This is a genomic window from Carnobacterium sp. AT7 (genome assembly GCF_000171855.1).
GTDB lineage: Bacteria > Bacillota > Bacilli > Lactobacillales > Carnobacteriaceae > Carnobacterium_B > Carnobacterium_B jeotgali.
In genome coordinates this window covers 1-26,178 of the sequence record NZ_ABHH01000032.1, presented here as the reverse complement: position 1 = coordinate 26,178, position 26,178 = coordinate 1, and the positions used below count along the sequence as shown (strand labels likewise).

Below are 26,178 nucleotides of genomic sequence, written 5' to 3'. Positions count from 1 at the left end.
TTTTTTCTACCCAACACGGGCTTCGTTTCTTACGGTTGCTAATTTTTCGTTTACCATAGAGAGTACTTTTTCAGCATCTGTTACTTTTTCTAAGTCATACTGATTGATATCGATGACTAGAGTGGCACTTTTATCGTAATCGCTAAACCAATCATCATATTGACTGTGAAGATGAGTATAATAGTCTAATAAACCATCATTTCCTTCAACTTGTTCAAAGGTACGACCACGTTTTTCAATTCTGCTCAAAACAGTATCTAAAGATCCGCGTAAGTAAATTAAAAGATCTGGAGATTTTTTAGGCATGTTATCAAGTTCTTCCATCATGTTGTCTAATAAATCCAAGTAAGTATCCATCTCAGCATCACTCATATTGCCTTCTTCGTAATTAATACGAGTAAATAAAGCATCTTCATAAATAGAGCGATCTAATACATTGTTTTCGTGCTTAAAAGCCTCTTTGATGCTTCTAAAACGCGTATTTAAAAAATAAATTTGCAATGAAAAAGCCCAGCGCTCAGGATTTTCATAAAATTTTTCTAAAATACGATTATCATCCACACTTTCATAGAAAGCTTCACTTCCTAATGCTTCTGAAATAAATTTTGTGTAGGTGCTCTTACCAGCACCAATCATACCAGCTAAAACAATCACAGCTTTATTTTCTCCCCTCATATAACGGCCACACTCCTATCAAAGACCGATGTCTTCTTCTACATTCTTTTGCGAGTTCTAGTATACCATATTTTGGGGTATTCGTTCGGTGAATTTTGAAACATAGGCGAAATAAACTACGTTAGACAACTAATTTTTGACACGTTTTTGGGCCAACAATCCCGTCAGATTGAAGGCCAGAAACGATTTGGAATTCTTTTACTGCACGTACTGTGTTTGGCCCAAAAGTGTTATCTGGCATCCCAACAATTTGAAAGTTATTGCCTAATAAGAAGGCTTGGATTGCGTAAACATCCCAACCGGTTGAACCACTTTTTAAGGTTCTCATGTTTGCAGCAGTTTTAGGTCCCCAATAGCCGTCTATAGCAGAACCAACCGTTTTTTGGATCAATTTTATTAAGCCTTGCTTTGTTAGTGATCCAAATAAGCCGTCTTGTTTAATGCCCAACATTTTTTGAACCATTTTGATTGCCTCAGTTTGTGAGAAGGTAAGGGATGGTTGTTGGTCAATGGATATAAGTAACGTTTGACCAATCGATAGGGTTTCAGAAGATATGTTGTTTATTTTTTTCAGCCAGGTAAGCGTTGTATGGTATTTTTTAGCAATGCTCCATAAAGAATCCTTTTTTAAAACAAGATGATATAAATGATTTGGTTTAGATGGTGAAAGAATAGGTATAAGAACAGTTTGACTAGTCGTAGTCAAATCTTTAGCAAATTGTTCAAGCGTAATAGAGTGCTGTAAAAGGTAGGCAGCGGGATCTTTATGAGTTGTTCCGCCTAAATTGCTAGAGACCCAATGATGCGTTTTAATACCTTTAGAAGCAATAGTAGTACCAGAATCTAAAGTTATTGGGATACTTGATTCAGTTGCAAGGTTTCGCAAGAGCCATATATAAGCTTGATAATCTTTTTTAAACCAGTCCGAATTTGATGTTCGAGCCAGTTCTACTTGTGCATAGGCATGAGGATTTGCATATTTTCCCGCACCAAACTGTACTTTCCCTGTTTCAGCAATTTGAATGATTCTGCCACCGCCGCCAACCCAATGACTCGTGAAAGCACCGTTAGACTGAGCCTGTTGTTTCATAAAAGCAATCTCATTTTCTAAAGCTAATGGACCACTATTTTTGGCATTCCCTGATTCATGAGCAATAATCAAGCTGCTGCTGATTAGCTTTTTTTGAGTGATGGGTAAAAGTTGTTGTTCGATCGTATACGTCATTTGAATTCCTCCTTTGAAAAAAAAGTGAGATGAGACAAAAGGTCTCATCTCACTTGCATATCTGAATAGTTAGTCTAACCGATTTTTGACACGTTTTATTCTACTTCGAAAATATCATTTACGACCCGTTCAACGTAGCGTGCTCCAACCGTAGTAGCATAAGGGTTTGTACCTTCAATTTGAAACATATTTAATGAGATAATAGAGTTCATTGCTTGTAGGGCCTGTTCTTTTGTTAGGTTGAGAATAGGATCTTTTACGCTCATTGCTTTAGTTTTTCCTAAGCTTGTCCCAAATCTTAATTCAAGTGATTTTGCCATGTCTTACTTCCTCCTTTTGTGGGTAAACTAATTGAATATAAAGTTTGTTACCGTTTAGCGGGTATACGTATATTCTTCAACCATGACGGTTTCTAAATATGGGAAACTAGTCAAAGCTTCTAAAGCAGCAGTAAACCCTTCAACTTGTTCCGGTGTGACATTTTTGATTGTGTTTGAATAGCTGCGTGATAATACTTTCTCATTTGCTGCATCCTCAAAATGTACTTCGATTGCTCCTTTTGTCCATTCTTTTTGCATAATTGCTTCCTCCTCTTGAGATAAGTTGCTGTGTAAGCTATTTGTCATGACATCTTACACTTCTAATAACGGCTAGAATAAAAATAGTGTTACCTATTGTGTCGAAGAATGCGAAATAAAACACAAGCTTATAAAATTCCTACAGATAAATTAAATTTTTCGTGCTATTTCACTTGATAACGATTACAATTGTTATATATATGTAATAGGTTGAGGGAAATGAGGATACCAGATTGAAAGATTCTTTTAGTCAAAATAAACCCCTTTTCAACAAAATGAAATTGGATTGTGAATTAGAAAGTATATTATGTATTTTTTTAGAAGAATTAAACTATCAAAAAGAGAATCATTTGCAAGAAGAGTGTTATGATGAAGAAGAATACATTCATACAAGTGTGACAAGCACAGCTGATAAAATAAGTTCCACAACCTATACAATAGACGAGTGGTTGAAAAGAAGTATCGAACAAAATCAGATTTTACTCAATTACCAGACCTTTTATGTGATGGATATTAGTCACCATTCTTCAACGCCGTTCAATACGATCGTTTTTCAGTCCAATTTATATCCGCTTAAAACGAAAGAAACGTCAAAAGACTTAATGAAGCGTTTCATAGATCATAAAGGAATTCCCTATGAAAAAATACGGTCGTCAAGTCAACTGTTAGGTTTTTATTACAAAATTCCTTATGTTCTAGGTGAATTAGTTTTTATACCTGAAAAAAGTTCACTGAAAGGGACTAGTAGTTGGTTTGCTCTCCATCATGTTAGTCAGTATGAGTTGATTGAGCAATCAAACAAGGTTCGTTTACACTTTAAAAACCAGTCAATAAATAGTGTAGTGACTGAACAAAGGCGTTTTTTGAAACAAGTAGAAAAAGGAGCGGTGCTAAGTTTCTGTCAGCAGCTATTTGCAAAAGAAATGTTGCTCACTCACTATAATCTGCAAACTGTCCAATATAGAAATCATCTTGAAGAGTCCCATTTCAAAGGAATCTTAATTCCTAATCAGATAGATCATTTAACCTTAGAACGATACGTGTTTTTTATTCAGAACATGTGCAATGAACTTAAAATAGCCATAAGAAAGCAGTCTTTAACAGTTCTTTTAGGAGATGACCATCCTAATCTAAATGATATATTACTTACATTTATGAATGAAGCAAACGACTAATGACTGCTTTTCTTGCAGATTACCGCTTAATTTTATAGAATGAAAAGTCTGTTTTTTCGATTGAACAACTAAATAAGGAGGTCTTTATGAATTTAACAAAGCTTGTCCAAACATATATTTTGAGTCAAAAAATAGGTAGTCCAATTTTTATTTCTGATATTATGCATTACATAGAGAAATATACTGACGAGGATAAAGAGAGTCATCAAGTACGAAAAAATGTGAATGTAATATTAATGAGAATAATGAAAGAAGATAAGTGTTTAAAGCGTTTTGGAACGGGTGTCTATTACAGGGATGAAATAGAGCAAGCAGATGAATCGGGTATTGATAGTACTGAGTTGATTGAAAGAACGTATATAAAAGATAAAAGAGGAAACGTCTTTGGATATTTGACGGGGGAAACTTACTTGTATAAGCTTGGATTAATCAGCAATAATCCAAGCGAAATCATTGTTGCAACAAATGAAAAAAGGAAGGGAAACATTGAAACAACTGATGTAAACTTTAAGCTGATGAGTCCTCCAACAATAGTAACCAATAAAAATTATCGGTATCTGCAAATATTAGATCTAATAAAAAATGACTTGATAAAAGGAGATACACTGCAATACAATTATGCACTGACTCATTACATGAATAATCACCATTTAGAAGCAGCTAAGCTTATAGCATTTGCAGTTGATTTTTACAGTCAAAAAGTTGTTCTTAGAGCTGCTGAATTTATTAAAAACAAGGTCTATCTGGAAGAACAAAAAGACGAAATCATTATTACAATAGGTTCTAAAAAGCAAAATGAAGTCAATAAAACGAATAGAAGCGATTCTTATGAAAATGAGTAAACCACCAGTTAGGCTATAGAGATAAAAAGTCGGTAGAATCCTACTGGCTTTTTTTATGCTTAACTAAATTAGTTACAGTTTATACTACAAACAAAGGCTTCTTCTTTGCTAGTAATGTGGAATTTTGCTATCATAAAGATAAATTAAGGATGTCTGAAACAGCTTTTATAAATGAAAACAGTGCATCATTATAGTAAAGATTTCAGTATTACTAATATGAAATGGAGCGTGATTTTTAATGGATAGAAGAGTTGAAGGAACATATATGTCAAAAGAAGAAACAGTCAGTGCAGTAGAACGATTAATCAACGAAGGCTATTTGGCTGATGAAATCATTATCGTAACAAATGAAAAGACAGAAAGTCAGTTAGAAGATCTAACCTTGGTTGAAGTGGATGCAGTAAATCCGGGTGAAGGGTTATCGTTATGGGAAAAGTTAAAACAATCTTTTAGTTTTGGCCGATACAATTCTGATGAGCCGTCTAATCCTTTAGAAGATTATGGTGTTGAAGAAGGTTCTGGTGACCATTTTACAGAAGCTTTAGAAAATGACGAAATCGTGATACTGGTCAATAGCGCGGGACCGTCTAATTTAAATCATTTATCACAAGTAAATGAAGCAGTATTGAATGTAACAGACACTAGTAATAATGGAAATGTAGCCTCTACTCCTTCTGAAACATCTACAAAAGAAGAAATGGAAGCAACTCCTGGTGATGGAGAACAATTTGATCCGACTAAAGCTCAATCTTCCAGAGAAGATATTGCTGGCAATCCGGTTACAGCTCCTGACAAACAAGTATCATCTTTTACTAAAGAGGAATCAAGCAGTCCAATCGCAGAAACGAAAGATGTAAAAGATTCTTCATTTGACAAAGTTCCCCAGTTAACTGGAGACGAGTCTACTGTAGTGGCTGAAAATGAAGACCATGTTTATCCTAGTAATATTAGTAAAGGTGTAGTAGATGGAGGTGATTCTGCTGCTAATTCTGTTCATGTAAACGGAGCTGGAAAATTGGAAGAAGCAAAACCAGACCAACAGGTTAAACAACCAGAAAGTGATGCTTATTATAGCGATGAATTTGAAAATGCTGGTGGGAAATCGATAAAAAAAGATGATAAAACGAACTAAATAGTTAAGCAAAAAGGGTGAGTTTTTTATCGCCCTTTTTTTATGCGTATCAGAACTGTCGTAGAGGTAATTTATAGCGAGTTACCTGAACAAAAAAAATTAGCCAAATCGCTAGAAAATTATTTTAGTCAAAGAAGTCCTCTTATTTGAATTCGTTTTCTGAAGTTGATATGCTAGTTGTGAAAAGAAACCGAGGAGGGAATAACAATGACAATTAATGAAAAAGAAACACAAAAACCTAAAGCTAATTATTTGATAGATGACGAAAGTAAAAATGTTAACCCTGAACCGCAAACAGAAGATCCTAATTATAAGGCTGCTGGAAAACTGGAAGGGAAAACCGCTATTATTACGGGTGGAGACAGTGGTATTGGTCAAGCGGTAGCGATTGCTTTTGCAAAAGAAGGAGCAGATGTAGCTATCGGCTATTTGGAATCTGATGACGATGCGAACTACACGAAAAATCGAATTGAAAAGATCGGGCGCAAAGCTTTAATATTCAAAGGTGATGTAGGTCAAGAATCATATGCCCAAGAAGTTACTGCTAAAGTTATGAAAGAATGGGGTCATTTAGATATTCTGGTCAATAATGCTGGTGAGCAACATGTTCAAGAAAAAATTGGTGATATCACGGCAGAACAATTAGAGCGTACATTTAGAACCAATATCTTTAGTCAATTTTACTTTGTGAAAGCTGCAATGCCTCATTTGTCAAAAGGAGCGTCAATTATCAACACAACGTCAATTACTGCTTACCGCGGCAGTGAACATTTGCTAGATTATTCGGCTACTAAAGGGGCCATTACTTCCTTTACTAGATCGCTTTCTCAAAATGACGAAGTGATTGAGAAGGAAATCCGTGTTAACGGTGTAGCGCCAGGTCCAATATGGACTCCATTGATTCCTGCTACTTTTACTGAAGAACAATTGAAAGACTGGGGAAAAGGTGGAGCAATTGATCGTGCTGGGCAAGCTTTTGAGTTGGCACCAACCTATGTCTATTTAGCAAGTACCGATTCTAGTTATGTTTCTGGTCAAGTTTTACACGTTAATGGCGGAGTCGTCATAAATGGTTGATGAGTGATTCTTAACTTTTATTAAAGTGCAACTAAATGAGCTTTAACGTTCAATTCAAGTCGTCTATTTTGATAACTTATTCTTCATTTGTTAAGGTGAGTTTATAAAGAAAAGAAGGAACAAATCGTTAAGTAAAGTCGATAATCTTAAAAGGGAGTGTTAAGTATGAGTAAAGTAGTTGTTGGTTCATTTTCAAATGTACAAGAAACATCAGCATGTGTAGAACAATTATTAGCGGAAGGTCATTCTAGAGACAGCATAAAAATTGTGACAACTAAACAAGATTCTTCAGCAATTAAAGAACAATCAGGTGTAGAAGTTAGTAAAGTTTTAACTGAACAAGAGGATGAAAAATCTACTTGGGACAAACTAAAAGATCTGTTTACTGATACAGATGCAGACGATAATGCTCAATTAGAAAAATTTGGCGTTGATTCGGCGACTGCAGCTCACTATGCTGATTCCTTAAAAGCAGGAGAATATATCGTCCTTTCAGATGAAACTACCGGATTAAATCCAAGCAATCAAGAGACTCAGGAATCAACAGAATCATCAAATCTTATCGTGGGACAAGCTGGTGAAGGAGTGCGTGTAGTAAGAAATGCTTCTCAACCAACAGATGATGATATTTTAGCAAATGATGGCGATGATCGTTTGAATAATGCAGAAGTACCATTAGAAACTAATTTTACAGCTGAAAAAGGTCCAGCTGATAATACAACAGTACAACCCGGTTTAACAGAAACGACTGTTCCTGAAACGATTGAAGAAGATGATTTAATGATTGATTCAATTTGGAATGAAGAGAATCCTAGATTGCAAGACAATCAAGAGGATGATTTATCGAATGGTCCTTTTAGCAAAGAGCAAGATCGAAGAGATGATACTAGAGACGTGGTAACTCCATCAGTTGACTCATTAAATCATCAAGAATACAATCCTAATGACAATCCATTACAGGGAACGCCACCAACAGGTTCAGTACCAAATGATGAACCTTCTGGACTTAGTTCACAAAACCAAGAAGAGTTAGATCTGCCTCATTTTGACGGCAGCACCTTATCTGGTCAGCCAAGAAATGATCCAAAAAGAGATTTTCCAAATAAATAAATAAATAGTAGTCAAAACGACTCTGACTTAGGTCAGTGTCGTTTTCTTTGCAAATGATTAAATTTAAACTTTCGAACATGTGTTTGTTAATGGTTTATGCTATAATAGTAGAACTGAAGTAGGAGTGTGAGGCTATGATATATAAATTAGATAGTGAAAAACAAAATACTTCACCATCAGCATTGCCTAAAATCACAAAAATTGAAGCGCAAAAAAGAAAAGGGCGTTACAATATTTATTTAGATGAAGAATATGCTTTTCCTGTTGATGAAGCTATTTTAATTAAACATATTTTGCATAAGGGTATGGAAATTTCAAAGAGCTTCCGTCAGCAACTAGAAATCGAAGATGGCTACCGTAAAGCATATACGAGAGCATTAGTTTATTTGAACTATTCTTTGCGCTCAATAAAAGAGATTAAAGATGATTTAATTGCCCATGAGTTTACGGGTGAGACAGCTGATCAGGTGATTGAACAATTAAAAGAACAAGGCTACTTAAATGATTTGATGTATGCTGAAAGTTATACAAGAACCGCTGCAAATGTTAGCGGAAAGGGGCCTTACGTGATAAAAAGAGAATTGAAAAAACGTGGAGTTAATGAAGAGACCATTGAAGAAGCAATGGAGCAGTACCCGTTTGATCAAATGGTAGAAAATGGTGTTGCATTAGCAGAAAAAGTTATGCGTCGTTCTTCGCAACATTCTTCGAGAGAAACGAGTAATAAAATTCGTCAAAATTTGATGCAAAAAGGATTTCAATCTGATGTAATTACTCAAGTTTTGGAACAGATAGATTCAGTAAAAGAAGATGACGATGAATATGAAGCTTTAAAAACACAAGGAGACAAAATTTGGCGCAAACAAACTAAATTAACTGGAGCTAAAAAAAGTCAAAAAGTTAAAAGTGGTTTGTTCCAAAAAGGGTTTGCTGGTGATTTGATTACACAATATATTAATGAAAAAGAAATGGAAGACGAAGATTAATGACACAAACTGAAATCAATTTAGTTGAAAAAAAACAAAAACTGATTTTTGATATACCGATGTGGCCACAAGAAAAAATTGAACGATTCAGAGAAACGCTTCTTAGCTGGTACGATTTAGAAAAAAGAGATTTACCTTGGCGGAAAAACAATGATCCTTATCGTATATGGGTTTCAGAAATCATGTTGCAACAGACAAGAGTGGATACGGTTATACCGTACTATTTGAATTTCATGAAAACTTTCCCAACGATTGAAGCTTTAGCACATGCAGATGAAGATACCTTGCTAAAAGCTTGGGAAGGGCTTGGATACTATTCACGAGTTCGGAATTTGCAAACAGCTGCCCAACAAATCATGGAAACGTATGATGGCGAAATGCCCAGTGATCCTAAAGAAATCACCAAACTAAAAGGGATTGGTCCTTATACAACTGGAGCGATTGCTAGTATGGCATTTGGATTACCAGAACCAGCAGTTGACGGAAATGTGATGCGCGTGTTGAGTCGATTGTTTGAAATTGATGCCGATATTGCTAAACCAGGTAATCGCAAAATTTTTGAAGCTATTATGCGAGAACTAATAGATCCCTATAAACCAGGAGATTTTAATCAAGCTTTTATGGATTTAGGTTCAAGCATCTGCACACCTAAAAATTACCATCCAGAGTTGAGCCCCATTAAAGAATTTAATCAATCGTATCAAAACGGCACATGGGATAAGTATCCCGTGAAAAGTAAAAAGAAAAAAGCTAAACCCGTTTACTATGTAGGAACGATTATTAAAAATGCTACAGGTGCCTTTTTGTTAGAAAAGCGTCCTGTAAATGGCTTGCTGGCAAATATGTGGACTTTTCCGTTAATTGAAGAAGAATTAGTGATTCCAGAAACGGGTATTGAAAAAGGAACATTGATTCATTTAGAGGATGAAGACCTTACTGAAAAAGTCATAAAAAAAATCACAACCGAATTAGAAAGCAACTACGGGATTAAACCTACTTTAATGGAAGTTCCATTTGATGAAGTTCAGCATATTTTTAGTCATTTAAAATGGTTCATCGCTGTTTATTATGGACAATTAATAGTGGAAGATTCAATGGTCATCCCTGAAAACTGTTATTGGGTACAACCTGATGACTTTGATCAATATGTGTTCCCGGGGCCTCAAACAAAAATGTGGCAAAGTTACTTATCTAAATTTAAAAAATAAAATAATAAGTTTAAAAATCAAACAGCTCTTTTTTCAGAACATACTGAAAAGAAGGGGTGTTTGTTTGTTTTTTTTTTGAAAAATAGATGGTAGATTGTAGTTTTCTCATTTTTATTTCATTATTTATTTGGTTTTATACTATAAAGATTAAGAGTTGTGATATAATAAATACGAGTCGAGTGTTCAATCACTCTCTGGTTTATTATTTACTAATTTCTTGCGATACCTATGTGAGAAAAAGAAAGTTGGGTTAGGGATGCATATTCCAAAAGAAGGAGAATACATCACAATCCAAAGCTATAAACATGATGGCAGTTTGCATCGCACTTGGAGAGATACAATGGTACTTAAGACAAGTGATCAATCGTTAATAGGAGTGAATGATCACACTCTTGTAACGGAATCGGATGGTCGCAGATGGTTAACTCGAGAACCAGCGATTGTTTACTTTCATAAGCATTATTGGTTCAATATCATTGCAATGATAAGAGATAATGGTGTTTCTTACTATTGTAATCTTGCTTCGCCTTATGCATTAGATGATGAAGGGTTGAAGTATATTGATTATGATTTAGATATCAAAGTCTTTCCAGATGGCGAAAAACGCTTATTGGATGTAGATGAGTATGAAGATCATAGCAAAAAGTGGAATTATCCTGATGATATTGACCATATTTTAAAAGAAAACGTGAAAATTTTAGTGGACTGGATCAATGAAGAAAAAGGCCCTTTTTCACAAGATTATGTTGACGTATGGTATAAACGCTATCAGCAGTTATCACATAAGTAATGACCTTCTACTGGATAAGATGAAAGTTAATTCTCCACAAAAGATAGAAAAATACTAAAACAGTAAAAAGGTTCCAATTTATTGGAGTCTTTTTACTGTTTTACAGGGAACCCTCCTTTCTAGTGTTGATGAACGACTATTTCTGAAGGATCACACTATTTGACGAAGAACCTTTTAAAGAAAAGGGTAGTGAGTTCTAGCGAATGTATGGTAAAATAATTAAGGATTGAATAACAAATGAAATTATTCAAAAAAATCATAGGATATCTTAAGGAGTGAGCAAGTTGTCTAAAAAAAGCGGATTTGCTGTTTTTCTTCTAGTAGTTTTAGCTGTTGCAGTTGTCTTTTTTGGTATGAATTACTCAAAAAAACAGCAACAAGAGTTAGTGACAATAGCGGAAAAAACAGATCAAAAAGATGAGGTAGCAACTCAAGTGGATACCTCTCAACAAATTGCTAGTTATGAAGAAAGTCGTAAAGAGCTTTCAGTGCTAGATTATTTAAACTATCTCAGTTTGTTAAAAGAAGAAGTCGCTATTAGTTTTTATGGGGATTTAGCCCAAGAAGAGCCGTGGATCTCTGTAACAGAAAAGTACATAAATGAACAAACTGGCAGTAAAATTAAGTCTAATCGTTTGGCCTACCCGGATTATAATTCTTATCAATTGATAAGTGAAATTAAAGGTAAAGAGTTAGCAGCAACAAATCCAGATGTGGTTTTTTTTCAATTAACGCCTTATGCTGATCAAAAACTAGATATTGGTTTAGCTGATTCAAGCGATTATTTAACGATGAATTACGATGCAATTAAAAATGTTTTGCCTGAAGCATTAATTGTTTTTGTAGCACCTAATCCTAGTAGCAGCGAAAAAGGAAATAATAATTCAAGAACACTTGATTACACTTCTTATTTAAAAGAAATGGTTGCAACGGTTGAAGAGAACAAGTGGATTGGTTTCAATCTTCATGACAGTTACCTAGATAAACTTGAAATGGACAGCAAAAAGTTGGAAAATACGTTAACTGAAAATGGCAAATCATTGAATGATGAAGGAACAGCTATTTACAGCACTTTATTTGAAGAAGCTCTTAATAAAAAAGTAGACACTACTAGCGGTATTTAAGCGAGAATAAAGAATTAGTAGCACTTTTATAAAAAATAAAACTAAAAAACAGTTGAGCAAATTTTGCTCAACTGTTTTTTTAATGTCCTCTTTATTGTTCGATGTGCTCAATATTTGAGATTTCTGTATCAGGGTTCCAGTCATTTCTTTTGTAACTGCTGACTAGAGTATTTAAATGTTCAAGGTATTCTTCGTATTTTAAAATACTAGACATAATATGAATTACGGCATTACTTTGACCGTAGTCATCATGCATGTATTCTTCTAAACTTGCTTCATCGAAGAAAGATTGCATAAATTCTTTTCTAAGTGGTGCTTTATAAGCAATAAAATTTACACTGTCTGGCGACACACGTCCATTAAATTTTAATAATATTTGTTCATGAGCGGTTAGTAACGTCTCAAGACGCTCACGTATTAAGATTCTCAAGTCTTTTGGAAAGTGATTAAAGGAATTTTCATATTTATGAAAGGTACAAGATAGATTATAGGCTTCTTTTGTAGTAGCAATGATCTGTCTATACACCACTACTTTACGCATTTTTTGAAAACGGTCTTTTTTTCTAGTGACCATTCCTTCATCTTTGAATAATGATAAATAAATGTCCATACGGTTTAGTTCGGATTTGATCCATTTTAAATCTTTTTTCAAAACAGGATACTGGCTGTTTTTTCGCACACTTGCACGTAAAAATTTCATGATTTCAGTTGTGGAATAATCTGTAACATGATACAACTTTTCTTCATATTTTGGTGGGAATAAAATAGTATTTACTAAGAAAGCAATAAAGACACCCATAATGGTAGCTGCAACTCGAATTGAAGCATAAAGAATAAAGTTATCTTCACTTGTCTGCATAATAACAATCAACGTTACTGTTGCCAAACCAATCACATTACTAAGATTCAACTGGTTTAAAATGGCAATCAAAAGACAAGCTGCCAGACCAACTACGATAAAATGATTTCCGATAGATAACGTAATAAAAATAGCAACTAACGCACCTATTAAGTTAGCAATAATACGATCTTTAAGCGTATTGATTGATCGTTTAACTGAAGGTTGTAAGGCGAAGATAGCAGAGATTGCGGCTAAAACACTGCCAGATGGAAAATTTAAAAATGCTGGTATGGCCAAGGAAAGAGCCACAGCTATTCCTGTTTTGAGCGTTCGTGCTCCTATTTTCATAAAATAAAATCACTCCGTTTTATTGTTTGTATAGTTGTATGATAAGCTACTTAGAGTGATTAAGCAAAGAATTTTAGTAAATAGTTTGAAAATTGAAATAATAAGATTAGAAATGACTTTAATTTTTAAATTAAATTAGAAAAAGCTTTATCAATCGCTAGTTTGGTTTCATCAATATCTGCTTGAGTGTGCATGATAGTCAAAAACCAAGCTTCATATTTACTTGGAGCTAGATTGATGCCTTCATCTAACATTGCTTTAAAGAATTTTCCGAAACGTACAGTGTCTGTATTTTCTGCATCGGCATAATCTTCAATTGGATGAGTTGAAAAGTAAACAGTCAGTGATCCGCCAATTTGGTTAACGACAGTAGGAATACCGTATTTTTCTCCTGCTTCCAATAAAGCTTCTTTTAACTGAACAGCAAAATCTGCCATCCTTTCATAAATACCTGGTTCTTGTAAAACTTCTAAACAGGCAATTCCAGCTTGCATAGAAAGAGGATTTCCAGCCATTGTGCCGGCTTGATAAGCGGGTCCAAGAGGAGCTACAGTATCCATAATTCGTGTGGGTCCACCATATGCTCCAATAGGTAATCCTCCACCAATTGATTTTCCAAAAGCTGTTAAATCAGGAATTACACCTAACATATCTTGAGCCGCACCATACTGGAATCGGAAATTTGTAATGACTTCATCATAGATGACTAAAGCACCATGTTCATGTGTGATTTCATTGACTGCTTCCAAAAAGCCTGGTTTTGGTGCAACCATTCCGAAGTTTCCGACAATTGGTTCAACCAAAACAGCTGCTACTTGATCGCCCCATTTATTCATTACTGCTCGATAGGATTCTACATCATTGTACGGTACAGTAATCACTTCTTTAGACGTCCCTTTTGTGATACCACCAGAATCAGTGGTTCCTAAAGTAGCTGGGCCACTTCCTGCTTCAACTAATACAAGGTCAAAGTGACCATGGTATTGACCAGTAAATTTTACAATCAGTTCACGTTCTGTATACGCTCGTGCAACACGGACGGTCGTCATTACAGCTTCGGTTCCTGAATTAGTAAAACGTACTTTATCCATTGAAGGAATAGCATCCGTTAACATCTTGGCAAATGTGATTTCATGCTCGGATGGCGTGCCAAATAAAACACCTGTATCTGCAGCCTGTTTAATTGCTTTTACAATATGTGGATGATTAAATCCAGTTATAATTGGACCGTAAGCAGCTAAGTAATCAATGTAACGATTTCCATCAACATCGTATAAATAAGCACCATCACCACGAGTCATGGTAACGGGATTTCCACCACCAACTCCTTTAAATGAACGACTGGGACTATTGACTCCTCCTACAATGACTTTATTTGCTTCTAAAGCTAAGCGGTCACTTTGACTATGGTTTAACATAAATAAATTGCCTCCTTAAAAAGTAAAATCATTACTATTGTAAAGCTCTTATCTTATAAGTGCAATCTTTCAATGCCGTAAGAGGATGTATATTTATTTGCAAATTTTGACAAAAATAGTTATTATTAAATAATAAACACTTATTACAAGATAATAATCACTATCAAATGATAATTAGATAGAATCAATTTATGGAAATAAGGGTAATGAACTGATTTTGAAAGGAGGAACAAAATGACTTCAAATCATTTAGTAGCTCAGTCAATTGATAAATTGAAGCGAGCACACATTCGTATTACGCCGCAACGTTACGGTATTTTAGAGTATTTAATTGAAAATGATAATCATCCAACAGCCGATGAAATTTATCAAGCTTTAGCTGAACGATTTCCAAATATGAGTGTCGCAACCGTTTATAATAATTTGCGTTTATTCACTAAGGTTGGTTTTGTAGATGAGATGAACTATGGCGATGCTTCAAGTCGATTTGATTTTACTTCGGCACAACATTATCATGCAATTTGTGAAGTTTGTGGTCGAATTGAAGATCTCTATTATCCAGGATTAGAAGATATTGGAGAAGTAACAACTAACTTAACCGGTTTTAAAATAAGACGACATCGTTTGGAAATTTATGGAATTTGCCCTGAATGCCAAGTTAAACAAGAGCAATCCGAAAATGCTAAGCAATACTAGCTAAGTACACATTCAAATAAAAAGACACCTTATTTAAAAGGTGCTTTTTTATTTGAAATAGATGGAAGAAATGAAGGAATATTGACACAAAAATGGATTATCTATACTATTGATTTTACTGTATAAGTTTTGAACAGAATAGGAATTAGATACATAATAAGAGGAGGGGGACATTTAATGTCAACACTCAATGATGTTGCAAAAAAAGCAAATGTATCAAAAATGACGGTCTCAAGGGTGATCAATCATCCCGAACAAGTTACGGATGAGCTGAAAGAACTGGTATTTAGGGCGATGGAAGAATTAAGTTACCGTCCAAATGTTGCTGCGAAAGCATTAGTTAATAATCGCACGCAAATTATCAAATTATTTATTCTTGAAGAAATGGATACGACTGAACCTTATTATATGAATTTATTGATGGGTATTGCGCAAGAATTAGACAGTCGTCACTATTCTTTGCAGTTGGTGACCAAGAATAGTTTTGATATTGGATCGTGTGATGGGTACATTATTTGTGGCATGCGCGAAAGTGATTATGGTTGGATCAGTGGTGCGACAAAACCAGTCGTTTTATTTGGTGAAAATCGACACGGTTATGATTTTGTTGATTCAGATAATAAAGAAGGTGTTGCGAAAGCCACACAATACGGAATTGATGCGGGCTATGAAAACATCATTTTTATTGGAATTGATGTAAAAGAGCCGTTTGAATATTCAAGAGAAAGTGGCTATATCACAACATTACAAAAGAATAAACGAGAACCTGAGATTCATCGATTCGAGAACCGATCACGTTATGCGGCGGAATTTATTGAAGAAAACTGGAAAATTATCAAGCCTAATACCCTTTTTATTTGTAGCTCAGATCGTTTAGCAATTGGCATACAAAGAGGGATAGTTAATATGGGTGGCACTATTCCATCTGATTTTGGGGTCATTGGGTACGATGGCGTTTTTCTTGATCAAATCGCTTTTCCACAATTAACAACTGTAAAGCAACCTGTTATCAAGATGGGTGAAGCTTGTGCTAAAATGGTATTAAATAAAATTGAACAAAAAAATGCCTCACAAGGAGAAATATTATTCATTCCTGAACTTGTCATTAGAGGGACTACTAAATAAAAATTAAGGGCACAGATGATTAAAAAAGTGGTAAAAGGGAGAGCTGAAAATATGACTAAAGCTATGATCATTGTCAATCCTTCTTCAGGTGGAGAAAAATCAGAAGACTATATTGAACAGCTGAAAAAACAGATTGGAACTACTTATACTGAATTAACCATTAAAAAAACAAAGAAATCAGGGGATGCTCGTTTATTTTCAGAAGAAGCTGCTTCTAATGAGTACAAAGCCGTTTTTGTATTGGGAGGAGATGGATCTGTCAGTGAAGCTGTTAATGGTCTACTGTTGCATGAGTCTAAAATCGCTTTAGGAATCATTCCACTCGGAACGGTTAATAATGTTGCTAGAGCATTAGGGATTTCTATGAATCCTATAAAAGCTATCGAAGCTTTGCAAGAAGCAACGATTAAACAAATTGATGTAGGTAAAATTAATGAGCGCTTTTTCATTAGTTCAACTTCAGTTGGTCCAATACCAGAATCTGTTCAAGAAGTAGATGTGGATATGAAAACTAAATTCGGCGTGTTTGCTTATGTGATGAAAGGAATTCAGGCTTTAAGAGATGAACATACCTACACATTTGAAATAGAGATTGAAGGAGAAAAATGGAGCGCAGATTACAGTATGCTCTTGATTGCTATGAGTAATTTTGTTGGTGGAGTAGGCACGGCTATTCCTGAAGCAGCCATCGATGATGGGTTAATTCATATGGTCACTTTAAAAGAAACAACGACTAAAGAAAAATTAAGTTTAGTACCAGAATTGTTTCAAGATAAAGAGTACACCAATGATCAACTGGAATATCGTACTTTCAAAAAAGCAAAAATTCGTTTATTAGAAGATAAAGATAAGTCAATAAGTTGCACCGTTGACGGCGATAAAGGTCAAACTTTCCCTTTAGAAATAAACGTATTGCCACATGCGTTATCCGTTTTCGCTTAATCGTTACTTAATGACCTTGTACTTGTAGTAGATAATGGGAATAAAGGTATCTTCTAACTATCATAGGGCTCTTACAAGCAAATCGGTCTATTCCATAAGAATTTTTTGAAGTATCCATACTATTTGACGAAGAATAAAAACCCTCTCGAATGTTAATTCGGGAGGGTTTTTATTCCTTATTATTCAGAGAAACTAAACAATTCTAACGAACGGTTTCTGTTAAATGAGCATTCAATCCAGCTTCGTAAAATTGATCCATATCTACTTTTGGAACCATACTGCCGCCTGTTGCCCAAGCAATATGTGTACTTTGATTCATTTTATTTAGTAGACCGTGTTTTTCTAAATATTTTTTACCTTCTTCAGATTGACACAGTCTTAAAGCACCTGGTACTCCAGCCAAAGCTGCAGGTTCTAGATAAATTTTTTCTTTATCAATAAGTGCACTCAATAATCTTTTTGTTTCAATATCGTCAATAGTATAGGATCCACTAAAAAAATGCTGCATGATAGTAGCAACTAATTTCGATGTACGTGGGACAGCTAGGCCATCAGCGACGGTTAATCCATCTAAACCAAAATCTTTTACAGACACTTGGTCGAATTTTTGAGTCATCAAACCGACTGTCATTGAAGGTACATGGGTCGGTTCAGCAAAGAAACAATGCACATGATCGCCATAAATTTGTTTCAATCCAAAAGAAATGCCACCTGGTGAGCCACCAATCCCGCAAGGCAAATAAACAAATAATGGATGATCTTTATCTACTAGAATGTTTTCTTGAGCCAATTGTTTTTGTAGACGATTAGCTGCAACGGTATAGCCTAAAAATAACTCAATCGAGTGTTCATCGTCGACGAAATAACTCATGGGATCTAAATTGGATTGTTGACGACCTTTTTTAACGGCATTTGTAAAGTCAGATTCATGTTCAATAACTGTCACACCACGAAAACGCAGTAAATCTTTTTTCCATTGTTTTGCTTCCACAGACATATGGACTGTTACGTCAAAGCCTAACATAGCACCGACAGTTCCGACACTGATACCAAGATTTCCTGTAGTTCCTACAGCAATTTTATAGGTTGAAAAGAATTTTTTAAAAGTCTCACTTGCGAAAAGAGCGTAATCATCATCGTAGCTTTTTAGTAATCCGTGTTCTATGGCTAATGTTTCAGCGTGTTTCAACACTTCATAAATGGCACCTCGTGCTTTTATCGTTCCTGCAATTGGAAGTAAATCATCTCGTTTTAATAAAAAAGTACCTGGAATAGAAGAGTGATAAACGGTTTCAAGATACTCTTTCATAGAAGGAATCGATGTTATAGGCGATTCAATGATGCCTTTTGCTGCTTCTGTTTCTGGAAAATCAATTCTTAAGTATGCGGCAAAGCGATTTAAGCGTTCTTCAGCAGCGTTAATGTCGTCTTTTGTATAGGCAACTAAATTTGAAGCTTCTACAAAAGGTAATTTAGCTGGATTCGACCAAAAAATTTCTTTTAATGAAAACAGTTCTGCTAATTGAGGGAGTTCTTTTTCCCAAGCATCTACAGTTTTACCTGCAATACGTGTACTAGTCATTATTTTACCTCTTTCTATTAGTGAAAAGAAATTCTTTACAGCCTTAATTTTGCCGACTGTAATTAATGAAAGATTACCATTTTTAACGTTATAAATCTAGGAATAATCCAGTTTCTAAGGGAGTTATTAGAAATATGGTCCATTTGATAAGGAGTGTCTGAACAACTTTTATTTAAGAGCAAAGCAACAATCAAAAAATTAGCAATCTTTTCTTGGTTTTCATACAATGACTACAAATAGCTTTTTATAAAAAAGACTGGGGTGATTAGTAATGGAAGAACAAGCTTGGTGGAAAGAAGCAATTTTTTATCAAGTCTACCCAAGAAGTTTCAAAGATACGAATGGCGATGGCATTGGAGATCTTAAGGGGATTATTTCTCGCTTAGATTATATTCAGCAATTAGGCGTCACAGCTATTTGGCTCAATCCAATTTTTTCCTCACCACAAGTAGATAATGGTTATGATGTGTCAGATTATTATACGATTGATCCTATCTTCGGAACGGTTAGTGATGCAGTCGAATTGATTGAAGAAGCGCATAAACGTAAGTTGAAAGTTATTTTTGATTTGGTTGTAAATCATACTTCGGATCAACATGTTTGGTTCCAAGAAGCCTTAAAAGGACCAGACAACCCGTACCGTGATTTTTATATTTGGGAAGACGCAAAAAAAGGAGGACACTTGCCCAATAACTGGGTTGCTGTATTCGGTGGATCAGTCTGGGAAAAAGAACCAGTTGGCGGTCAATATTATTTTCATTTGTTCAAAAAAGAAATGCCGGATTTAAATTGGGACAATCCAGAAGTTGAAAAAGCTATCCTGGATATTGGTAAATTTTGGCTGAATCATGGTGTCGATGGGTTTCGATTAGATGCATTTATTCATATGGATAAGTTGGACGATTTTAATGAAGTCGAAATAGAGAATGGTCAAGAGTTGGTTTCAGCTCAAAAAATTAATGCGTTTTTGCCTAATATCAAGAATTATGTCCAAAATCTATCAAATGATTTACGCAAAGTTAAAGAAGACATTTTTATCTTAGGAGAAGCAGCTTCAGCAAATGTAGATTTGGCGTTTGAGTACACAAAACCTGAGAGCAATATGTGCAATGCGGTTGTGTCCTTTTTAATTTTCCCTGAAGATGAAACGATGAAAGATCCACGGTTGCCGCTTAATATGCAATCGAGTAGATTAAATAAAAAAGCGTTTAAAGAAGTCATGGTCGACTGGCAGACAAAAATGGATCCATATGGTGGCCCCGTTTTATATTGGAATAATCACGACATGGCTCGAGTCGTTTCTCGTTTTGGGGATGTGGAGCATTACAGAGACAACAGTAGTAAGATGCTCGCTACGTTGATGTACCTGCAACAAGGTATGCCTTTTATTTTCAATGGAGAAGAAATTGGCATGCGTAATTTGTATTATAGTGATCGTACTCAATTTGATACACCTGGTGCCATTCCATTTTACGAAAAAGCTAAACAATTGGGGTATTCGGAAGAACACATTCTGAAAGAATTAAACCACACGGGACGAGATGTCAGTCGAGGAGCAATGCAATGGGATCGTTCTGAATTTGCCGGTTTTTCAACAGTCAAACCTTGGAGTGGGGTAAATGTTGAGGAAAAATATAATGTAGCAGATCAGCAAAGCGATCCTAATAGTATCTTATCGTATTACAAAAAAGTTATCGCTTTAAAAAAAACGGCTATCTTTAACAAAGGATCTTTCAAACTGCATGATACAAAAGACACATTATATGTTTATGAAAGGAATTTTGAAGGGCAGCGTGCAATTGTTTGCTGCAATTTATCAGATGCGGAAGAACACGTTCAAGAAGACGGGGTTTCAACCGTTGGCTGGCAGATTATTTTGCAAAATGAAGGCAATATAATCGATAAAGATGCTGTCACATTTGCTCCTTATGGAACAGTCGTTTTTATGTATCAAGATGATCCAGCTGACACAATACCAATAGAAGATGAACACCTAGAAAATTAAGTTGTTACCGGTAACAATCTATTTCTGATTGTAAGTGCTTTCTAAATTCTGTAAGCTAATAGTTGCATTGGAATTTAGCGAAGTTGAGGTGTTGTGATATGAATACCATGCATGATAAATGGTGGAAGAACGCAGTGGTGTATCAAATATACCCTAAAAGTTTTCAAGATACGAATGATGATGGAATCGGTGATTTAAAAGGCATTATTAAACAAATGGATTACATTCAATCCATTGGAGTGAACATGATTTGGCTGAATCCCGTTTTCGTTTCGCCTCAGATTGATAATGGTTATGATGTTGCTAATTATTATGCAATTGATGATAGCTTTGGGACAATGGCAGATATGGAAAAAGTGATTGAAGAAGCCCACAAACGTGGCATTAAGGTCATGATGGATTTTGTGTTGAATCATACGTCTGATCAACACCCTTGGTTTCAAGAAGCCTTGAAAGGTCCAGGAAATTTGTATCGTGATTATTATATCTGGCAGAAGGCAACAGGCAAACGGTCAGTACCAAACAATTGGGGATCGTTTTTTGGCGGATCTGTTTGGGAAAAAGAACCTCTTGGTGAATCCTTTTATTTTCATTTGTTCGCAAAAGAAATGCCAGATTTGAATTGGGAAAATCCTGAAGTGCGAATGGCAATGGCAGATTGCGCAAATTTTTGGTTGGACAAAGGAATTGATGCATTGAGATTGGATGCTTTTATTCATGTCGACAAAGAAGAAGGCTTTCCAGATGTTGAGATAACAAACGGTGCTGAAACAGAGTTAGCAGAGAACTACTATGCTAATTTGCCAAAAGTAACAGACTACATGCAAGAGTTCAGCCAACGAATCCGTAAAAATCATCCGATGGTTTTTTTAGTTGGAGAAGCGGCTTCTGCGAGTATTGAATTAGCAAAAATTTATACAGATCCAGTCAATGAAGTGTGTGACAGTGTCATAACGTTTCGGTACTTCCCAGAAGACGAACAGTCAAAAGATGAAAGACTGCCACTAGATATGCAGCATGGTAAATTAGATTTGAAAGAATTCAAACAAACGATGGTTGAATGGCAAAGTGAATTGGCTTCAGTTGGCGGACCGGTGTTGTATTGGAATAATCATGATATGGCACGAGCCGTCTCACGTTTTGGCGATGATGAACAGTACCGTGATAACAGCAGTAAGATGTTGGCGACGTTAATGTATCTTCAAAAAGGCATCCCTTTTTTATTGTATGGTGAAGAATTAGGGATGAAAAATTTAACGATTGAAACAATTGAAGATTTCTCATTGCCAGGAGCTGATCTTTTTTATCAAACAGCTTTAGACTTAGGGCATTCAAAAGAGTTTGCCATAGAACAGTTGAATGCTCGAAGTAAAGACGTTAGCCGAGGGGTTATGCAATGGAATGACTCAAACTATGCTGGGTTTTCGTCCCATGTTCCGTGGAGCGGAGTAAATCGCGAAGAAAAATATAACGTAGCGGATCAAGAAGCGGTAGAAAATAGTATACTACAGTACTATAGAGCGGTATTGAAACTGAAGCAAGAACCTGTATTTAGCGAAGGGGGCTTTCAACTGCTCGAAACTAGTTTGGAAACGTATTGTTATAAACGCAGCTGGGATTCCACGACCGTTTTGGTGTGCTGTAATATGTCGGACGAAACTCAAGTCGTATCGCTAGTTGGGTTAATCAAACAACCGTACACAATTCGTTTGAGCAATGAAGGAAATACGCTACAAGAAGATAAATTGACGTTAAGCCCTTATGGTGCAATGGTTATTTTATTATAAAAATGATTTGTTAAACAGTCGAAATAAAACTAAGTTAAGAAAAGAGGAAATAGTTAATGGAAACAGCTGCAATTTACCATAGACCAGATAGTGAGTACGCTTATTTATACAAAACTGATAAATTTCATATTCGTCTAAGAACAAAAAAAGGAGATGCTAACAAAGTTAATTTGATTAGTGGCGATCCTTATTCACATGGCACACAAAAATGGTATAAAAAAGATAAACCAATGAAATTGGCAATGAGTACCGATATTCATGATTATTGGATGATTGAAACATATGAAAAAACAAAGCGTATTGCTTACTGTTTTCATATTGAAGGAGTAGATGGTCTTGAAGTACTCTACGGGGATCGTGGCGTTTTTCCTTTTACAGATGAGTACTTAGAAGATGCAAATACGTTCTTTAGAATGCCTTACTTACATGACGTTGACCAAGTGAAAACACCTGAGTGGGTAAAAGAAACGGTTTGGTATCAAATTTTCCCAGAACGGTTTGCTAATGGAGATAAAACAAATGATCCAGCGGGAACACTGCCTTGGGGAAGTAAAAAACATCCTGGACGCGATGATTTTTATGGTGGCGATCTTCAAGGGGTGTTGGATCACTTAGATTATTTAGTTGAATTAGGAATCAATGGTATTTACTTCTGTCCATTGTTTAAAGCTAAATCAAATCATAAATACGATACGATTGATTACTATGAAATTGATCCTGATTTTGGAGACAAAGAACTCTTTAAAAAAGTTGTACAAGAAGCGCATAAACGTGGAATTCGTGTCATGCTAGATGCTGTGTTTAATCATTTAGGAATGGATTCAATGCAATGGCAAGATGTGTTAGAAAATCAAGAACATTCTCGCTATAAAGATTGGTTCCATATCAATCAATTTCCTGTAGAATCACTAGCTGATTTATCGGTGGAAGAATTGGAGAATGTTGGTGATTTAAGTTATGATACATTTGCTTTTACCGGCCACATGCCAAAATTAAATACAGCCAACCCCGAAGTGCAAGAATTTTTACTGGATGTGACAACTTACTGGATTAAAGAATTTGATATAGATGCTTGGCGTTTAGATGTTGCCAATGAAGTCGACCATCATTTTTGGAAGAAATTCTACCAAGCTTCTGTAGCATTAAAAGAAGATTTTTATATTTTAGGTGAAATTTGGCATTCTTCGCAAAGTTGGTTGCAAGGCGATGAATTTCATGGGGTAATGAATTATGCCTATACAGAGACCATTCAAAGTTTCTTTATGAAAGAAACAATCTCAGCAAATAAAATGGTTGCTGGGCTAAATGAACAATTGATGCTTTACCGTAACCAAACCAATGAAGTGATGTTCAATGTACTGGATTCTCATGATACAGCACGTTTGTTGACTGTCAGTAAGGATAATAAACAACTTGCAAAAGCGGGATTGGCGTTTATGTTTACACAACATGGCTCACCTTGTATTTATTACGGGACAGAGATTGGAATGGATGGTTTTAATGATCCTGACTGCCGCAAATGTATGATTTGGGATGAAGAAAAACAAGACAGCACTATGCTTTCATTTACAAAAGAATTGATTGCCTTCAGAAAAACTAATCAAGAATTGTTAAGTTATGGAGAAGTAGAGTGGTTTGATGTTAGAGATGATGAAAAAGTTATTGGATTCAAAAAGAAATTTGGCGATGAAGAGTTTATTTGCTATTTTAATCAAGGTGAAGAAGACTTAGAATTGAGCTTAGATCAAATACCTGAAGTCTTATTTTGGAATTTAGCATTCTTAGACAATAAATTATTGTCAGTTAAACAAAATGGCTTTGCTATTTATAAAGTAGAGTAATCAAATCGACTTATCTATCCACACTAAAAAGTATAGAGCCAAAAAAAGGAGCTGAGGAGCAATTCTCAGTTCCTTTTTTTGCAACTAGATGGTAACGTTTGCAAAAAAATAATAGAAGTAAGATAATTGACCTATCTAAAAAGGAGGAGGAATTCATGGTGGAGAAGAAAGAGTGGAAAAAGATTCTTTTAGGTTTGGTATCTGTCAGTACGGTATTATTGGCTGCTTGTGGAAGTGGCGAAGAGACAACAGAAACAAATTCATCTGGTGGAGAAGGGGAATCGACGACTTTAAAAATAGATGTAGACCCGCGGTATAGTGATTATGTTGATGAAATCATTCCAGCTTTTGAAGAAGAACATAATGTGAGAATTGAAATTTCAGAGCGGGATATGTTTGATGGACTGGAAGCTTTACCATTAGATGGACCAGCCGAAATTGGTTCAGATGTTCTAATAGCTCCGTATGATAGAGTAGGTGTATTAGGTCAGCAGGGACACTTAGCTGAGATAACCTTGCCTAATGATGATCGCTATGATGAATTGGACCAAAAACAAGTTACGTTAGATGGGAAAATATATGGCGCACCATTTGTGATTGAGTCATTGGTATTATTTTATAATAAAGATTTGATTGAACAAGCACCTGAAACATTTGAAGATTTAGAAAAATTGTCTCAAGATGATCAATATGCCTTTGAAAACGAAAAAGGAAAGAATACGGCTTTCTTAGCAAACTGGATGACAGCATACCAATATATTGGACTACTTTCAGGATATGGCGGATATGTCTTTGGAGAAAATGGAACAGATCCAACCGATATTGGGTTGAACTCGCCTGAAGCTGTTGAAGGAATTGCGTATATAACCGATTGGTATCAAACTATTTGGCCACAAGGGATGCAAGATGCGACTAGCTCCGAAAATTTTATGAATGAATTGTTTACCTCTGGAAAAACGGCAGCTGTCATCAATGGTCCGTGGGGTGCGAGCGGTTACGATGATGCAGGTGTAAATTATGGAGTTTCAACCATACCAACACTCCCAAATGGTGAAGAGTATAAACCGTTTGCCGGTGGAGTTGCATGGGCTGTTAGTAAGTATTCAAAAAATCCGGAACTAGCTCAAGAATGGCTGGATTATGTAACAAATGCAGAAAATAGTGAAACATTGTATGAGTTAACTTCAGAAATACCAGCCAATCAAGAAGCCAGAACAGTTGTCAGTGAATCAGGAAATGAGTTGACAAAAGCGGTCATTGAACAATTTGATTCTGCCGTTCCAATGCCAAACATACCTGAAATGAGTGAAGTATGGACTGGCGCAGAAACATTGATTTTTGATGCAGCTTCAGGCAATAAAACGCCTCAACAAGCCGCAGATGATGCCGTTCAAATTATCGAAGAAAATATTGCACAAAAATACCAAGACTAGTAGATAGCAACAAAAAGAAGATGGGATAAAAAATCTCATCTTCTTTTTTTAAGACCCTCATCAAATAGTGTGGATGCTTCTAAAAAAATTTATGGAATAGCCGGATTTGCATTGACTACTTTACTGATTTACAAGCAATCCTGCTCCTCCAGAATGTTAAGCATGAACTAAATTCATCTATCCACACTAAAGAAAGCTAGAGCACTTTTTTATAGAGAGATTTACTCCAGAAAAAGCA

At 35.4% G+C, this 26,178-nt stretch carries 23 protein-coding genes; 16 read left to right on the top strand and 7 right to left on the bottom strand.

Translation table 11 applies throughout. The annotated features are described in order from the left end of the window. Positions 1-6: 6 nt before the first annotated feature. The 4 genes from CAT7_RS10165 to CAT7_RS10150 all read right to left on the bottom strand — a co-directional run bounded on the left by CAT7_RS10165 (position 7) and on the right by CAT7_RS10150 (position 2,478). A complete protein-coding gene (locus tag CAT7_RS10165) occupies positions 7-675 on the bottom strand; it encodes a deoxynucleoside kinase (RefSeq protein ID WP_007725299.1) in 669 nt (222 codons plus the stop codon). A gap of 121 nt (positions 676-796) precedes the next feature. Next, the gene (locus CAT7_RS10160; RefSeq protein ID WP_007725298.1) at positions 797-1,900 is read right to left on the bottom strand and encodes a peptidoglycan-binding protein; all 1,104 of its coding nucleotides are present in this window, start codon (positions 1,898-1,900) and stop codon (positions 797-799) included. A 95-nt stretch (positions 1,901-1,995) separates the two neighbouring features. After that, positions 1,996-2,220 carry a DUF2922 domain-containing protein gene (locus tag CAT7_RS10155; RefSeq protein ID WP_007725297.1) on the bottom strand — a complete coding sequence of 75 codons (225 nt, stop codon included), beginning with the start codon at positions 2,218-2,220 and terminating at the stop codon, positions 1,996-1,998. A gap of 54 nt (positions 2,221-2,274) precedes the next feature. Beyond that, the gene (locus CAT7_RS10150) at positions 2,275-2,478 is read right to left on the bottom strand and encodes a DUF1659 domain-containing protein (protein ID WP_007725296.1); all 204 of its coding nucleotides are present in this window, start codon (positions 2,476-2,478) and stop codon (positions 2,275-2,277) included. Positions 2,479-2,711: 233 nt separating this feature from the next. On the opposite strand from CAT7_RS10150, the gene CAT7_RS10145 reads away from it, so the two are divergent. The 9 genes from CAT7_RS10145 to CAT7_RS10105 all read left to right on the top strand — a co-directional run bounded on the left by CAT7_RS10145 (position 2,712) and on the right by CAT7_RS10105 (position 11,922). Next, on the top strand, positions 2,712-3,653 hold the full coding sequence (locus CAT7_RS10145; RefSeq protein WP_007725295.1) for a competence protein ComK: 942 nt from the start codon (positions 2,712-2,714) through the stop codon (positions 3,651-3,653). 86 nt (positions 3,654-3,739) lie between these two features. After that, complete coding sequence (locus CAT7_RS10140; protein WP_007725294.1) at positions 3,740-4,495, top strand: DUF6088 family protein; 756 nt, start codon at positions 3,740-3,742, stop codon at positions 4,493-4,495. 238 nt (positions 4,496-4,733) lie between these two features. After that, complete coding sequence (locus CAT7_RS10135) at positions 4,734-5,627, top strand: general stress protein (RefSeq protein WP_007725293.1); 894 nt, start codon at positions 4,734-4,736, stop codon at positions 5,625-5,627. A 207-nt stretch (positions 5,628-5,834) separates the two neighbouring features. Further along, positions 5,835-6,704, top strand: a complete 870-nt coding sequence (locus tag CAT7_RS10130; RefSeq protein ID WP_007725291.1) for an SDR family oxidoreductase — start codon at positions 5,835-5,837, stop codon at positions 6,702-6,704. 165 nt (positions 6,705-6,869) lie between these two features. Continuing rightward, entirely contained in the window at positions 6,870-7,814 is a 945-nt protein-coding gene (locus CAT7_RS10125) for a general stress protein (RefSeq protein WP_007725289.1), read from the top strand. 134 nt (positions 7,815-7,948) lie between these two features. Then, the gene (gene recX / locus CAT7_RS10120; protein WP_007725288.1) at positions 7,949-8,800 is read left to right on the top strand and encodes a recombination regulator RecX; all 852 of its coding nucleotides are present in this window, start codon (positions 7,949-7,951) and stop codon (positions 8,798-8,800) included. Next, positions 8,800-10,008, top strand: a complete 1,209-nt coding sequence (mutY, locus tag CAT7_RS10115; RefSeq protein ID WP_007725285.1) for an A/G-specific adenine glycosylase — start codon at positions 8,800-8,802, stop codon at positions 10,006-10,008. Before recX ends, mutY begins: the two co-directional genes overlap by 1 nt. Before the next feature lie 256 nt (positions 10,009-10,264). Next, complete coding sequence (ntdP, locus tag CAT7_RS10110) at positions 10,265-10,798, top strand: nucleoside tri-diphosphate phosphatase (protein ID WP_007725284.1); 534 nt, start codon at positions 10,265-10,267, stop codon at positions 10,796-10,798. Positions 10,799-11,082: 284 nt separating this feature from the next. Next, entirely contained in the window at positions 11,083-11,922 is an 840-nt protein-coding gene (locus CAT7_RS10105; protein ID WP_007725282.1) for a hypothetical protein, read from the top strand. A gap of 91 nt (positions 11,923-12,013) precedes the next feature. On the opposite strand, the gene CAT7_RS10100 is transcribed toward CAT7_RS10105, so the two are convergent. Next, positions 12,014-13,111 (bottom strand): FUSC family protein, encoded by a 1,098-nt coding sequence (locus CAT7_RS10100; RefSeq protein ID WP_007725280.1) that lies wholly within the window; start codon positions 13,109-13,111, stop codon positions 12,014-12,016. 125 nt (positions 13,112-13,236) lie between these two features. Beyond that, positions 13,237-14,529 carry a glutamate-1-semialdehyde 2,1-aminomutase gene (locus CAT7_RS10095; RefSeq protein ID WP_007725278.1) on the bottom strand — a complete coding sequence of 431 codons (1,293 nt, stop codon included), beginning with the start codon at positions 14,527-14,529 and terminating at the stop codon, positions 13,237-13,239. A gap of 234 nt (positions 14,530-14,763) precedes the next feature. Here CAT7_RS10095 and CAT7_RS10090 point away from each other — a divergent pair, with 234 nt between their 5' ends. The 3 genes from CAT7_RS10090 to CAT7_RS10080 all read left to right on the top strand — a co-directional run bounded on the left by CAT7_RS10090 (position 14,764) and on the right by CAT7_RS10080 (position 17,292). Further along, positions 14,764-15,225 carry a Fur family transcriptional regulator gene (locus CAT7_RS10090; protein ID WP_007725276.1) on the top strand — a complete coding sequence of 154 codons (462 nt, stop codon included), beginning with the start codon at positions 14,764-14,766 and terminating at the stop codon, positions 15,223-15,225. A gap of 177 nt (positions 15,226-15,402) precedes the next feature. Then, positions 15,403-16,350, top strand: a complete 948-nt coding sequence (locus tag CAT7_RS10085; protein ID WP_007725274.1) for a LacI family DNA-binding transcriptional regulator — start codon at positions 15,403-15,405, stop codon at positions 16,348-16,350. A gap of 51 nt (positions 16,351-16,401) precedes the next feature. After that, positions 16,402-17,292: a diacylglycerol/lipid kinase family protein gene (locus tag CAT7_RS10080; protein ID WP_035019676.1), complete on the top strand. Its 891-nt coding sequence runs from the start codon at positions 16,402-16,404 to the stop codon at positions 17,290-17,292. A gap of 202 nt (positions 17,293-17,494) precedes the next feature. Here the strand turns inward: CAT7_RS10080 and CAT7_RS10075 are convergent, their stop codons facing one another. Then, on the bottom strand, positions 17,495-18,874 hold the full coding sequence (locus CAT7_RS10075; RefSeq protein WP_007725272.1) for a D-serine ammonia-lyase: 1,380 nt from the start codon (positions 18,872-18,874) through the stop codon (positions 17,495-17,497). A gap of 271 nt (positions 18,875-19,145) precedes the next feature. Between CAT7_RS10075 and CAT7_RS10070 the strand changes: the two genes are divergently transcribed. The 4 genes from CAT7_RS10070 (at position 19,146) to CAT7_RS10055 (ending at position 25,940) form a co-directional block, all read left to right on the top strand. Continuing rightward, entirely contained in the window at positions 19,146-20,879 is a 1,734-nt protein-coding gene (locus CAT7_RS10070) for an alpha-glucosidase (protein WP_007725271.1), read from the top strand. A gap of 98 nt (positions 20,880-20,977) precedes the next feature. Then, positions 20,978-22,666 (top strand): glycoside hydrolase family 13 protein, encoded by a 1,689-nt coding sequence (locus CAT7_RS10065; RefSeq protein WP_007725270.1) that lies wholly within the window; start codon positions 20,978-20,980, stop codon positions 22,664-22,666. A gap of 56 nt (positions 22,667-22,722) precedes the next feature. Further along, complete coding sequence (locus tag CAT7_RS10060; protein WP_007725269.1) at positions 22,723-24,507, top strand: glycoside hydrolase family 13 protein; 1,785 nt, start codon at positions 22,723-22,725, stop codon at positions 24,505-24,507. 158 nt (positions 24,508-24,665) lie between these two features. Further along, positions 24,666-25,940 (top strand): extracellular solute-binding protein, encoded by a 1,275-nt coding sequence (locus tag CAT7_RS10055; protein ID WP_035019672.1) that lies wholly within the window; start codon positions 24,666-24,668, stop codon positions 25,938-25,940. Positions 25,941-26,178: the final 238 nt, after the last annotated feature.

Bases quoted from the DNA above. Each gene is read 5' to 3' on its own strand.
- CAT7_RS10165 (WP_007725299.1), bottom strand. From the start codon at position 675: ATGAGGGGAGAAAATAAAGCTGTGATTGTTTTAGCTGGTATGATTGGT.
- CAT7_RS10160 (WP_007725298.1), bottom strand. From the start codon at position 1,900: ATGACGTATACGATCGAACAACAACTTTTACCCATCACTCAAAAAAAG.
- CAT7_RS10155 (WP_007725297.1), bottom strand. From the start codon at position 2,220: ATGGCAAAATCACTTGAATTAAGATTTGGGACAAGCTTAGGAAAAACT.
- CAT7_RS10150 (WP_007725296.1), bottom strand. From the start codon at position 2,478: ATGCAAAAAGAATGGACAAAAGGAGCAATCGAAGTACATTTTGAGGAT.
- CAT7_RS10140 (WP_007725294.1), top strand. From the start codon at position 3,740: ATGAATTTAACAAAGCTTGTCCAAACATATATTTTGAGTCAAAAAATA.
- CAT7_RS10135 (WP_007725293.1), top strand. From the start codon at position 4,734: ATGGATAGAAGAGTTGAAGGAACATATATGTCAAAAGAAGAAACAGTC.
- CAT7_RS10130 (WP_007725291.1), top strand. From the start codon at position 5,835: ATGACAATTAATGAAAAAGAAACACAAAAACCTAAAGCTAATTATTTG.
- CAT7_RS10125 (WP_007725289.1), top strand. From the start codon at position 6,870: ATGAGTAAAGTAGTTGTTGGTTCATTTTCAAATGTACAAGAAACATCA.
- recX (WP_007725288.1), top strand. From the start codon at position 7,949: ATGATATATAAATTAGATAGTGAAAAACAAAATACTTCACCATCAGCA.
- mutY (WP_007725285.1), top strand. From the start codon at position 8,800: ATGACACAAACTGAAATCAATTTAGTTGAAAAAAAACAAAAACTGATT.
- ntdP (WP_007725284.1), top strand. From the start codon at position 10,265: ATGCATATTCCAAAAGAAGGAGAATACATCACAATCCAAAGCTATAAA.
- CAT7_RS10100 (WP_007725280.1), bottom strand. From the start codon at position 13,111: ATGAAAATAGGAGCACGAACGCTCAAAACAGGAATAGCTGTGGCTCTT.
- CAT7_RS10095 (WP_007725278.1), bottom strand. From the start codon at position 14,529: ATGTTAAACCATAGTCAAAGTGACCGCTTAGCTTTAGAAGCAAATAAA.
- CAT7_RS10090 (WP_007725276.1), top strand. From the start codon at position 14,764: ATGACTTCAAATCATTTAGTAGCTCAGTCAATTGATAAATTGAAGCGA.
- CAT7_RS10085 (WP_007725274.1), top strand. From the start codon at position 15,403: ATGTCAACACTCAATGATGTTGCAAAAAAAGCAAATGTATCAAAAATG.
- CAT7_RS10080 (WP_035019676.1), top strand. From the start codon at position 16,402: ATGACTAAAGCTATGATCATTGTCAATCCTTCTTCAGGTGGAGAAAAA.
- CAT7_RS10075 (WP_007725272.1), bottom strand. From the start codon at position 18,874: ATGACTAGTACACGTATTGCAGGTAAAACTGTAGATGCTTGGGAAAAA.
- CAT7_RS10070 (WP_007725271.1), top strand. From the start codon at position 19,146: ATGGAAGAACAAGCTTGGTGGAAAGAAGCAATTTTTTATCAAGTCTAC.
- CAT7_RS10065 (WP_007725270.1), top strand. From the start codon at position 20,978: ATGAATACCATGCATGATAAATGGTGGAAGAACGCAGTGGTGTATCAA.
- CAT7_RS10060 (WP_007725269.1), top strand. From the start codon at position 22,723: ATGGAAACAGCTGCAATTTACCATAGACCAGATAGTGAGTACGCTTAT.